Source organism: Candidatus Eisenbacteria bacterium (assembly GCA_016930695.1).
Lineage (GTDB): Bacteria > Orphanbacterota > Orphanbacteria > Orphanbacterales > Orphanbacteraceae > JAFGGD01.
In genome coordinates, this window is the sequence record JAFGGD010000023.1 from 1 (window position 1) to 11750 (window position 11750).

At 61.8% G+C, this 11750-nt stretch carries 9 protein-coding genes; 5 read left to right on the forward strand and 4 right to left on the reverse strand.

Translation table 11 applies throughout. The annotated features are described in order from the left end of the window. Positions 1-182: hypothetical protein (locus JW958_03725; GenBank protein MBN1825351.1), on the reverse strand; the 182-nt coding region annotated here is incomplete at its 3' end. Between the two features lie 281 nt (positions 183-463). Here JW958_03725 and JW958_03730 point away from each other — a divergent pair. Then, on the forward strand, positions 464-1660 hold the full coding sequence (locus JW958_03730) for a hypothetical protein (GenBank protein ID MBN1825352.1): 1197 nt from the start codon (positions 464-466) through the stop codon (positions 1658-1660). A 90-nt stretch (positions 1661-1750) separates the two neighbouring features. Here the strand turns inward: JW958_03730 and JW958_03735 are convergent, their stop codons facing one another. After that, complete coding sequence (locus tag JW958_03735; protein ID MBN1825353.1) at positions 1751-3508, reverse strand: hypothetical protein; 1758 nt, start codon at positions 3506-3508, stop codon at positions 1751-1753. A 246-nt stretch (positions 3509-3754) separates the two neighbouring features. Further along, positions 3755-4285, reverse strand: coding sequence for a hypothetical protein (locus JW958_03740; GenBank protein MBN1825354.1), 531 nt, complete (start codon positions 4283-4285; stop codon positions 3755-3757). Between the two features lie 558 nt (positions 4286-4843). Between JW958_03740 and JW958_03745 the strand changes: the two genes are divergently transcribed. After that, the gene (locus JW958_03745; GenBank protein ID MBN1825355.1) at positions 4844-7099 is read left to right on the forward strand and encodes a T9SS type A sorting domain-containing protein; all 2256 of its coding nucleotides are present in this window, start codon (positions 4844-4846) and stop codon (positions 7097-7099) included. Positions 7100-7324: 225 nt separating this feature from the next. Next, the gene (locus JW958_03750) at positions 7325-8020 is read left to right on the forward strand and encodes a hypothetical protein (GenBank protein MBN1825356.1); all 696 of its coding nucleotides are present in this window, start codon (positions 7325-7327) and stop codon (positions 8018-8020) included. Positions 8021-8103: 83 nt separating this feature from the next. Here the strand turns inward: JW958_03750 and JW958_03755 are convergent, their stop codons facing one another. Further along, entirely contained in the window at positions 8104-9165 is a 1062-nt protein-coding gene (locus JW958_03755; GenBank protein ID MBN1825357.1) for a hypothetical protein, read from the reverse strand. 362 nt (positions 9166-9527) lie between these two features. Here JW958_03755 and JW958_03760 point away from each other — a divergent pair, with 362 nt between their 5' ends. Further along, on the forward strand, positions 9528-10820 hold the full coding sequence (locus tag JW958_03760; protein ID MBN1825358.1) for a S1 RNA-binding domain-containing protein: 1293 nt from the start codon (positions 9528-9530) through the stop codon (positions 10818-10820). 119 nt (positions 10821-10939) lie between these two features. Further along, positions 10940-11734: a class I SAM-dependent methyltransferase gene (locus JW958_03765; protein MBN1825359.1), complete on the forward strand. Its 795-nt coding sequence runs from the start codon at positions 10940-10942 to the stop codon at positions 11732-11734. The last annotated feature ends 16 nt before the right edge of the window (positions 11735-11750 follow it).

An 11750-nucleotide genomic window follows, 5' to 3' on the forward strand; every position in this document is an offset into this window, starting at 1 on the left:
AGAACCAGTAGAACCAACCGATCTCGGTGACGCCGGCGCCGGACCACCCGGCAGGGCGTTCTCGCCGGCATGTTCGCCGGCACCCTCTCCACCATCCTTTGGAAGGACCATCCCGACTGGAACGCGGCGCTCGACCGGAAGGAGGCCTGCTTCCTCCTCTCCCTCCTCTTCACGGTCGGCATCAGCCTCGCGATCCGGCCGCCGGAACGGATGAACACAGGACAATCAAACGGCCCATGTGAAAGAAGAACACGGCAAAGAACCGATCCTGAAGTGAACCGATCGCTCTATCACAGGAAATCCTTGACACTTAGGATCGCACTGTCTACTTTGTAGCCGCCCCCGAGGAGGGCGTGCGTTTGCGTGCCGCCTTTTCCGGATTACGGATCAAGGGCTTGGAGTTCTTCAGAAGGTTGGGGAAAGAGGGGATATTCTCGCGGCAACCACAAGGAGGGTATGGGACATGACACGGAACCGTTTGGTCGGCGTGCTTTTTCTGGCTTTCCTGCTTGCGGCGCTGGCGTCCACGGCGTTCGCGACCGAATCCCGCGTCGCCGCCCTGGGCGGTCGAGGCATCTGGCTGCGGGACGACTCCAACGTCTCCTACTTCCCCGGGACGATCGTCCGCTACAACGAGCGGGCCATCTCCGAGCTTCGCTTCAAGGACGCCACCGAGGATTCCTACACGATCGGCGTTCATTTTCCCGTCCAGGAGACGAATGTTTTCGGCGTCTATCTGAACAGTCCCATCGACCTGCCCGTCTTCCCCGACGATGAGGAGCGGGGTAATATGTTCGCGCAGGTCTCCCCGACGGATCTCCTGAACAACGCCTCCTACGAGCAGACTCTGACGTTCTACTACGGGATGCCGATGAGCTCCTTCGATTTCGCCGTCGGCCTGACCGTCGGCCTGGACAGTTACAAGAACGATCCGGGCTCCAACGACGTGGAGGAATCGACCCGCTACATCGCGGTGTCGGCGGGCCTCTCGAACGAGAAGATGGACCTGGGGCTCCAGATCGACCTTCCCGGTCAGAAGTGGGAATCGGGTGATAATGAGCAGACCTGGGGCGGCGTCGGCCTCGGCGTGGCGGGACGCTTCTTCCTCGGCGAGGAAGGAGAAACCCGGATCGTGCCGGTTTGCGGCTTCGGCTACTCCCCCACCACTTACGAGGTGAAGTCGGGGGGCAATAGCATGGAGACCGATCTCTCCGAGATGGACCTCCTCCTCGGCGTAGCCGTCAACAAGCCGATCAACGAGAAGAACCTCATCATCCTCGGCCTGGAGCTTTTCGGCTACCACACCGCGAAGATGGAAGACTCCGATCCCGACCTCAGCGCCACGCGGACGGTCATGACCCTGCCCGGCTTCTACGTCGGCTTCGAGTCGCAGATTCAGAAGTGGCTGACCGGACGGATCGGCGCGGTGGAGCGCTTCCAGAGCACGAAGTATCTATGGGAAGGCGACGGGGTGGACGACTACGAGATCACCATGCGCGATTCCGACCTGGACATCACCTTCGGCCTGAGCATGGAGTTCAAGCGGTTCGTGCTCGATGCGGTGATCAACGAGGATCTCCTCTTCGACGGCCCGAACTTCGTGAGCGGGACGACCGAAGTGATGGCGAACCGGCTTTCCGTGTCCTATCTCTGGGACTGATCGAACGGGAATGCAATGGAACGGGCGGGGAACTCATCCCCGCCCGTTTTCATTTCTCCCGCTCCGCCGCCGCCGGCCTCTTCTCTCCGATCAGTTCCTCCGATCGAACTCGTGAGTGATCCAGTAGAGCTCCTGCATTTCCGTGTCCCACATGGAGAAGCCGAGGATGAGAGTGTTCGAATCGACGGAGTATTCGTATTCCGAGCCGCTCCCCGTGTAGAGCATGTTACCGGATATCCACCAGGAGAAGTCGGCTTCCCTCTCCTGGTAGATCTGCACGGCCGAGCCGTCCGGATTGAAAATATAGGTCAACGGATCGGCGGCGATTTCACTTCGCGGCACGCAGTAACGAAAACCTTGTTGGTCCTCGGAACAGATGGAAACGAGATCCCAGGTCCCGATTAGGGCATGCTGGTTCGCATTGATTGTGAATGTCCATGTCCCGTCCGCCGGAGGAATGTCGTCGCTCGGACTGCTCGAGCATTCGGACATCCGGTTGTCGGCGACGACCCGCACCTCGTGAACTCCGTCGGCGAGAGAGAGATCCGCGGACAGTGCGAAATCGTTCGGCCCGTTCGACAGGACGGTGAGATCTTCGACGGGGTTTCCATCTACGGTGAGCTGAACACGATCCTCTTCGTAATAGGGGTAGTGGACTTCGGCCGAGAGCGTCACGTCGGGCTCGCTCACCGCGCCGGTCGGAGCGGGATTGGTCACTGCGGGAGGATGGAGGAAGTACTCATACACGAAGTCGGGTTTCACCCAATCGGGTGAGCCGACAAGACCGAACCGGCTTCTTTGCGGATAGTAGGGTTGACCTCCGGAATCACCGTAGAAGAGAGAGTCTCCGTCCCAGACGATCTGTCCACTTTTCGTATGAGTCTGTCCGCTCCAGATATTGTTATCGTAGACGGAGAAGAATGTATATTCGACATCCCCTTCCGTTCGCACTTCATAGTTATAAACCAGAACGGCGTGGCCGTCCATGGCGTCGACATTCGAGTTCCAGAACTCGAACCCGAGAAGAACGGGCTCCTGTAGAACAGCGAGCTGGAGACGGAGACTCCACTCCATGATCCGATCATCGATCTGGTTGGCGGCGAGGGCCGCCCGTGATGTGTGTTCGTGACAAACCCAATGGGTATAGAGAGCAATGCTGGCGTGCTCGGTCGTCTTCCACGTCGAAAGCGGCGTGCCCGCAACACCATGTTGCTCCCAGTACCACTTTACGAATGCACATTCCCCGTAACAGCTCTTTTGGTTGTTCGGATGCGTCAGTTTGTCCTGTGCGGGGTCGAAGGACAGATTGGATTGGGAGGGCAGCGTAGAACACGATGGATACGCGGCAACCTGAAACCAACCGGTGGATTTTGTCGTGAGGGAGATCGTGTTCTCCGTGGAATCCGCCGTCGAGAGAGCGGCGACTTCCCACGATCCATCCTCGATATTCGCGTGAAGGGGAACGATGCCGCTTTCAACGATCCCGCTCTCTTCGTAGGGAATGTGAATCGTGATCGACTTGTCGAAGCCGTCCGCCCCCCGGAGATCCAGCCGAAACGCGGTACTCGCCCCGGTCAGCATCTGCGGGAGAGAGGGGGCGGAGCCGACGTCGAGGGATACCGTGCGTTCGGAGGAGAGCGCTCCGGCGGGAACGTCCACCCGCACGCCATAGAGGACGCTGCTCGAATCTTCCACCGTGAGGGTTCCGCCCGACGGGCCGATGGCCGCGGAAGCTTCCGGTTCGTCCACCGGCCCCGCCGGCCCGCCGTCGTCACCGCAGGAGAGGGTGAGAAGAAGAGCTGTCGCGGCGGCGATCCCGCCGGCGTGAATTCGTCTGAAATGGAACATGCCCGCATCCTCCGGTTGGCGTGAATCCGCGCGATGCCGGGAGGAAACCGTGAGAGTCCGTTCGCATTTCAGGAGGCATGTTCCGGTGGATTCCCGTCGTTTCCCCGCACATCTCGATTCTAACATTCCTTATTTCGCGAATGAAGGAAATCGATGAAAAATAAGCGGAGACGGACGGGATGGGGAAGAAGAAAAACCCCCCGCCCGTCGAACGAGCGGGGGGTTCGAATCGCGAACCGAATCGATTTAGAACCAGTAGAACCAACCGATCTCGGTGACGCCGGCGCCGACGGTATAGAAGTCCGTGGTGCCCTCCATGATCACATCGCCAGCCTCGTTCTCACGATCGCCGGTGATTTCGATGTTGAGGCCGTGGGAGGCGTTCACACCGAAGTTGTCGGTCACCATGAGGTTGACCGTCAACCAGCCATGGACCACGAAGTCGATCGGGCTGTTGTCGACCTGACCGAACGGGCCGTCCTCGTCGTACGAGGTGTAGTAAACCGAAACGGCCGGACGGAAATCGAGCGAGCAACGGTCATTCGCCATCAGCTCGATGGGCAGACCGAGGTGCACGTTGAACTCCATCCGGTTCGTGTCGTAGCTCGCCACACCGAGGCCGACGTCGGCCGCGATCTTCTCGGCCACCTGGTAACGGATGCCGATCGGGGCATTGCTGTTCACCCAGCCCAAGGCCATCGAGCCTACCGGCATCGCCGCGTAGGCGGTGGTGGTCATGAGTGCAGCTGCCGCCAAGAGCAGAACGACTTTACGCATTCGAGAAACCCTCCTTCTCGGATTGAAAAAGGCCATGTCGACCTGCCGGGCGCAGAATCGCAACACTGAACCCGGCTGTCAATAAAAAAACATTCACGAACTCTCATGGCTTTATGCCAGGACTGCGTGTTCCTGTCAACAGGAATCGTTCTCTTCTTCTTCCCTCGCAACCGGCTACGGCGTTCTCTTCAGAGGAATCCGCCATCGCTCCATCCCTTATCCCAAAATAATTCTCTATACAGAGAAACGATCCCTTCCCGTCGCCGGCCATGTCGTGGGCGGCGTCGTCATCTTCGTGACCGGCGCCTGAAAAAACCACTCGGCCCTTGACATAAGAAAACGGCGGCGGCGGCACCATATCTATTTTCTATCGAATTACATAACAACGGCTTGCGCGATCAATCCCGTGGCGATGTCGCGGCGATTCCACGGGCGGATTTCCGGAACGAAAAATGCGGGGGGTCTGTCCGGCCGGCAACCCGGGCAAGGCGCTCGGGAGGAGAGACCACCCTCTCTCTTTTTTGAAAACGGGAACGGCGGCGAGGAAGGAGCGGTCCGATGATGGGATGGGTAAGGGATGAAGCGGGTAAGACCGGCGCGGGAAGGACCTTCCTTTTTCCTCTCCTCTGCATCTTTTTTTTCTTCGATTACGCGGCGGTTCGAGCCTCCGATATCGACGGGAACGGGATCGACGACGACGCGGAAGTCGCGCTCGCGGAGAAGTTCCGGCCGACGTTGATTCTGCCGTCGGACGGCACGGATGGGATGAAGCCGTGCCCGGTCGGGATTCTCGGGGATGGAACGGCGCTCACCGCGGATCGATTGTGGGCGCGCGTATACAACGTGGCCGGTCGCTTGGTCGGCGTGTTTCGCGCGACCGATCCGGATTGGAACCCGGCGCCGACGTTCGCGTCTCCGTCGTTCAATTACTCCGGTTTCGGTTGGGACGGGAACGCGATCACCTACGTCGGAGCGCCCCCCGGCGCCGCCTACTACATCTACTACGTTCGTCTCTACCCGGACTACGGCGGACCCTCCGTCCGGTGCCCCGGCGACTGGCGAGCGCTCTACGCGTCGGGAAGCGGCGATCACCCGCCCGGCGCGGATCTGGAGCCGACCGTCTATGCGCATCTCCTCGCGGGCGCCGGGCAGCCGATCATCCAGTATTGGTTCTTCTTCCCCTTCAACGACTGGGTGAACAATCACGAGGGGGATTGGGAGCACGTCCACATCCGCGTCTCCTCCGCCGATCCCGGTTCGGCGGAGATTCTCTCCGCCTGTTTCTATTTCCACGGGCGTCACCAGATCCGGGAGGCCTCCTCGCTTCTTCTCGCCGACGGCGGCCATCCCGTGGTCTGGATAGGCGGATCGGGAGAGTGGAGCTGCGGAGGTTGCGACGGAAACAGCTGCCCCGGCGACGGGAACGGCGGACCGGAATCGCACGGGTGCTACCCCTTCCACGGCCACTGGCCCGATGTGGGAGCCGGCGTGCCCGGCTGCGGGAAGGCGGACGAGTGGGTGGCGCGATGCGGCGACGTCGTTCATTGGGCGGACATCCGCGTGACGATTCTCCCCGAGCCGGACCGTATCGACTATGCCGACGAACCGGGGCTCTCCTGGCACAAGGCGAAAATCCCATTCGGCACCCCCTTCGTCCCGAGCTACTGCGACGGCGCCTGCGAGTTCTTCGACGAGTTTCCGCCCACGGGGTGGCTCATTTCGGAATGCGGCAATCGAGCCCCCTTCGGCCCCGCTCACCACCCGAGCTGGGAGGGGTTCGATCTGTCCGATGGGGGAGGCGCCTATGCGGGAGGACCTTTACCGGAGGGACGGCCGACGACGCTCCTCGTTCCCGAGGAGTTCGACGGCATCCGGTCGGCGGCGTTGTGCGCGCTTCCGGGAGACACGATCCTCGTCGGGCCGGGGACTTATTCCGGCAAAGTACTCCTGACCGGGGGGGTGACCGTCTTCTCGACGGAGGGTGCCGACTCAACGGAGTGGATGGCGCCCTTCTTGGACCGGGCGGTCCGGGTGCGGAACAACGCGCGGAACGTGAGGATCGGCGCGCCGGGACGCGGTTTCCATTTCACCTGCGACTCGGCTTTCTTTCCTTTCTACTACGTGGTGTTGGCCGGGGACGACGGGATGGTGCTGGCCGGGAATCGCTTCGAACATCCCTCGCTTCTATCGGCGGTCTATGTCAGCGGGGATCCGGGACAAGTGCGGATCGAGTCCAACACGTTCTTGGGGAACAATCCGGCGATCCTGGCCCACCTCGGACCGGGAAGAGAAATGACCGTCGGCGGCGGACGGGACCGGGCGAATGACTTCACATACGTCTCGACCATGAAGCACATCAAGATTTATTGCGACTCCTGTCCCGCCGCGGACGGCGCCTATAATTACTGGGGGACCATCGACCCCGGGGCGATCGCGTCTCGGATCGACGATCCGGTTGGAGCGCTCGCGTGGGAACCGTGGACGGACTCGAGCCACACCGGCGTCTACGACAGGGAAAACGTGGGACTTCCCGGCCGGTCCGAACGGGTCGAATCGCTTCGTCTCGAAGCCGCCGAACCGAATCCCTCTTCGACGTCGATCCGCGTCCGTTTCACCCTCCCCCGCGCCGCGCCCGTAACGCTTGCTCTGTACGATGTAAGGGGGCGACGAGTCCGAGCGATCGAGATAGAAGAGCGGCGGGCGGGGGCATGCTCGCGGATCATGCGGGTGGACGACCTGCCGAGCGGCGTGTATTTCTTGAGAATCACTTCGGGGGAGAGGAGCGTCACCGGGAAGGTGATTCTCCTCCGATAAAAATGGGGGCGCCCCGTCCCCGCGGGGCGGAAGGGATAAGGGGAGATCGACGGGGAAGAAGTTACGGAGACGAGAAGAAAACCGGAGGGTCTCCTGCGGCGTGTTCGCGTCGATGGAGTGCGTGGAACGCGCCCCGGTGTGGCATTCCCCCAGAGGGATGGAGACGAAGGATGGTCTCGCGCAGAGAGAGGCCGAGCCCGTCTCGAAGAACACGAGGAAGAGTGAATGGAGAAAATGATTGCTCACCCCCCGGCCGGCGGGGAGAAGAGACGACGATCGGATTCCATCGGCGGAGTCCGGAAGGATCCCCCCAAAAACGCGAGGCGCCCCGGATCGCCCTTCCGTGAAATATTGCTCCTGCTCCTGGCGGCCGCGTTTCTCGCCGCGCCCGGGAGAATCCAGGCTTGGGACACGGAAGAGGTGGAGGGAGAGGAGAGGAAACAACGCGCTTTCTTCGGCGCCGGGATCGCCGTGGGCCTCGAATCGGATAGCTCGGAAGCGAACCTCGCCCTCAATTTCGGGTCGATCCGGCGGCTGGGGCACGGATTCGGAGCGGGCTGGGAAGCGGCGCTCCACGACCTCTACTCCTCAGGCGACCCCGTCTACGGCGGAGCGATCGTCCTGTTTCGCCTGGGCGTGACCGCGGAATGGCTCCCCCCCTTCCCCCGCGACACCCGCCCCTTTCTCGGCGGCGGCGCGGGCTGGTACTCCTGGGGGGAGCGGGGCGGTTGCGGCGATCGGGTCTGCTGGCCGTGGAGGGATAGCGCGCGCCACGACGCCTTCGGCGGATGGGTGGGCGGCGGCGTGCGGATGCCGCGCGGCTGGGGGAGGGATCTCTCCATCGCGGCTCAGTTCCACCCGTGGTCGACCTGGAACGAGGCGTGGGATTTCCTCAACGTCTTCGTCACGATCGGCTGGTAGTCGATCGGCAAGAGAACGGCCGATCGCAAAAACGCCCGGCCCCCGAAGGGACCGGGCGAGTTCGACGGATCGAGAGCGATCGTCTAGGGGCAGCTGGGACAGCCGCCGCGAATCATACGGAGCATCCTGTCCAGGACCATCTGTTCGGGCACTTTGCCGGCAAAATCGACGCCCAGGTCGAAGGAGCCGGTCACCGTCTTGTTGATCGTGCTCTGGGAAGTGGTCGTGATTTCCACGTCAAAGTCGAAACTCCCCACGATGTGGGAAGACGTCGCCTCGGTGATTGTGAGGGTTCCGCCCGCGCTCTCCGTGAGACCATCCGGATCCCCGTATACGACGCCTACTTGATTCCCCGTCGGCAAGTCACTCAGACCATAGGTGCCGGTCGTCGTGGGCGATGGGGTCGTAAAGATAAAAGAGGGGGTGTCACCCAGATTCACGGAAATACTGTAGTAGCCCTCGCCGGAGTCGTAGTAAACGAGCGCTTCCGCCCCGGTGAAATCGACATCGGTCGTGCCGCCGTTCGTGATCGTCGCGGTGAAACTGCCCGTCCCGGGATCGACAGGTGTATCGCCTCCGGTTCCAACAGGTCCCACATCCGGTACGCAGGGGTCGGGTACGTCGCCGATCCGCGTACCCACCACCGAATAGGTGGCGGTCACCGTTTCTCCGGCCAGCTCACCGCAGCCGGCTCCGTAGGTCATCTCCATGGTGCCGTTTCCTTGGTAGCTACCGGCCGAAACCGTCTCGGTGAACTCCAGGTCAATGGTGGTCTCACACGCCTCCGTCGTGTCCGTCTGCGTGCAGGCGACCGTCAGGGTGTTGCCGTTCCAGGTGAAGGTGCATTGCGGGGGGAGCCCGGCGGCGCTGTCGGCGGGCATCTCCGGACAGATCGTCACCGTCACCGTGTCCGAGAAACTGAACTGCATCTCCCCGACGGTGTACTCGATATGGGTCGAATCCTTCCAGACACCGACCCACTGGCTCGGCACGCTTACAAAGGTACCCTCTCCGTTGCCGCCGTTGCCGCCGTTGTCGGCCGGGTTGTCGTCATCGTCGCCGCAGCCGACGGCGAGCACGAAGGTCAGCGCCAGCACGGTGAGCAACGAGAACCACACGGCCCTTTTTTTCCCGTTTCTCGTCATGGTTCTACCCTCTCCTTTCGAAAAAGGGGCTTCCAGGAGGCTCACTCCCCTTCCGGGGACTCTTCCCAGGGGCATTGTGAACGCTTCCCTCCGGTTGTCAAATAAAACCAGAACCGCCAACTCACTTCCAGATCGTTCCTTACATGAATCCGCCTCCACGCCTCCCTCTTGCCGTTCCTCCGCAATCCCCCAGGGAACAGCTCGCCCGTCCTCCTCTCCACTTCCCGCTCGCGGCCGGCGGCCAGCCGGCGACGCCCCTATCTCCCGAGCGGCCCCGCGGGCCGCCCCGGTGCCACGCGGAGCTCGAAAAAACAAGAACTCGGATTGACATTTTCCCTCCACCATCTGGTAGGATGGTGTGTATGGAAGAGAACCGCCCCGAGCCTCCGCCCGAATGGCAAGAGCCCCCCAGGCAAGAGCCGGACCGGGAAGAGATCGAAAAACAGATGGAAGCGGCCATTCCCCCGGAGGGGGCTTCGACCGAATTGGAGGTCGGGCATCGCCTCAAGGGGAAGCTCGTCCAGATCGGCGAGAAGGAGAGCTTCCTCGACTACGGCGGGCGGAGCGAGGCGATCATCCTCTCCCAGGAACTCCGTGACGAGAAAGGGGAGATAAAATTCGCCGTCGGTGATTCGCTCGAGGCGACCATCGAATCGGTGGACGAGCAGGTCGTGCTCACTCTCGGTAAAAAATCCGGCCCCACCGACCGGGACGCCATTCGGGCCGCTTACGAGGGAAAGGTTCCCGTCGAGGGAACGGTGAAATCGACCAACAAAGGCGGGTTCGAGGTGGCCATCGGCAGCCTCCGCGCCTTCTGCCCCTTCTCACAGATCGACATCGCCTACTGCGCGGACCCCAATGTATTCGTCGGACAGAAGCTCTCCTTCCTCATCACGCGCTTCGATGGAGGCGGCCGCAATGTCGTCGTCTCCCGCCGCGTCATCCTCGAAGAGGAAAGGAAGGCGATGGTGAAGGAGACCGAGGAACGCCTGAAAGAGGGCGAGGTATTCGAGGGGATGATCCGCCGCGTCCTCCCCTTCGGCGCCTTCGTCGATATCGGCGGCATCGAGGGGTTGCTGCACGTCTCGGAACTCTCCCACGCCCACATAGGCGATCCCAAGGAGGTGCTCCAACCGGGCCAAGTCGTCAAGGTCCAGGTGATCGGCGTCGAGCAGAAAGAGAAGGGACGACGCATCTCCCTCTCCATGAAAGCGCTGGAGCCGGACCCTTGGGCCATCGCCATCGCCGAGTTGGAGCCGGGCAAGGTGGTGCGGGGAAAAGTGGCGCGCCTGACCGACTTCGGCGCCTTCGTGGAACTCGCTCCCGGCGTGGACGGACTCCTTCATATCTCCGAGATCAGCATGCAACGCATCAAGCACCCCCAGGACGTGCTGAGTCCCGACGAGGAGATCGAAGTCAAGATCCTCGACATCGACCCGGCGAAGAAGAGAATCTCCCTCTCCCGCAAAAGCCTCGAAAAACAAGCGGTTCAGCAGGAAGAGAAGGCCAAGCTGGCCGAATTCAAACAGCAGCAGAAAAAGAAAAAGGAAGATACCCGGCCGAAACCGGAGGATCTTCCTCCCCCGCCGACGGAATCGATGGAGACACTCCTCGACCGCCTCCAGGACAAGTTCCGCGACAACTCCCTCGACTAATCGCCGCCGCCTCGCACGGCCGACGCCTCTGTGGTATTCTGGCTTCGCGGTGGGAGCGTGGGGGCGTCCCCGCCGACAAAGCGAGTATTCCCCCGCGCCCTACCCAACGAGACGGAGCCATGCCGAAACCGATTGCACGCACCCAGGACAGACATCGCCTGTATGAAGCCTCGGTCCAGAATCCGGACGAAGAGGTACGTTTCATCCGCCGCGTATACAAACAACGGTATGGAAGAACCCCGGTTTTTCTACGCGAGGACTTCTGCGGCACCGCCGCCGTCTGCGCCCGCTGGGTGAAATCGTTCCCCGAAAACCGCGCCGTCGGCGTCGACCTGGACGAAGAAACCTTGGAGTGGGGGAGGCGGAACAACATCGAACCGCTCGGCCGGGCCGCCGAGCAGGTGCGCCTGATTTTGGGCGACGTTCGCTCCCGCCGCGCCTTCCGTCCCGAGGTGGTGGCGGCGATGAACTTCTCCTACTTCGTCTTCAAGGATCGCGCCGCGCTCCTCGATTATTACCGGCGGGTGCGGCGAAGCCTGCGTCCCGAGGGGATGTTCGTTTTCGATATCTACGGCGGCCCGGAATCCCAGATTCCACAGGAAGAAGAAACCGATTATGACGACTTCACCTACGTCTGGGACCAGGACCACTACGATCCGGTCACGGGCGCCTATCGTTGTTACATCCATTTCCGTTTCCCGGACGGGAGCCGGATTCGGAAGGCTTTCGCCTACGACTGGCGACTCTGGACGCTGACGGAAGTTCAGGACCTGCTCCGTGAAGCGGGCTTTTCGGAAACACGCGTTTATTGGGAGGGGACGGACGAGGACGGCGACGGGAACGGTGTGTTCCGGCCGGTCAAGAAAGGGGACGACGCGATCTCCTGGGTCGCCTATGTGACGGCTTTCTGCTGATGGGGCCAAGTGCGCC

Coding starts and splice junctions, on each gene's coding strand:
- JW958_03745 (MBN1825355.1), top strand. CDS start 4,844: ATGATGGGATGGGTAAGGGATGAAGCGGGTAAGACCGGCGCGGGAAGG.
- JW958_03730 (MBN1825352.1), top strand. CDS start 464: ATGACACGGAACCGTTTGGTCGGCGTGCTTTTTCTGGCTTTCCTGCTT.
- JW958_03755 (MBN1825357.1), bottom strand. CDS start 9,165: ATGACGAGAAACGGGAAAAAAAGGGCCGTGTGGTTCTCGTTGCTCACC.
- JW958_03765 (MBN1825359.1), top strand. CDS start 10,940: ATGCCGAAACCGATTGCACGCACCCAGGACAGACATCGCCTGTATGAA.
- JW958_03740 (MBN1825354.1), bottom strand. CDS start 4,285: ATGCGTAAAGTCGTTCTGCTCTTGGCGGCAGCTGCACTCATGACCACC.
- JW958_03760 (MBN1825358.1), top strand. CDS start 9,528: ATGGAAGAGAACCGCCCCGAGCCTCCGCCCGAATGGCAAGAGCCCCCC.
- JW958_03735 (MBN1825353.1), bottom strand. CDS start 3,508: ATGTTCCATTTCAGACGAATTCACGCCGGCGGGATCGCCGCCGCGACA.
- JW958_03750 (MBN1825356.1), top strand. CDS start 7,325: ATGGAGAAAATGATTGCTCACCCCCCGGCCGGCGGGGAGAAGAGACGA.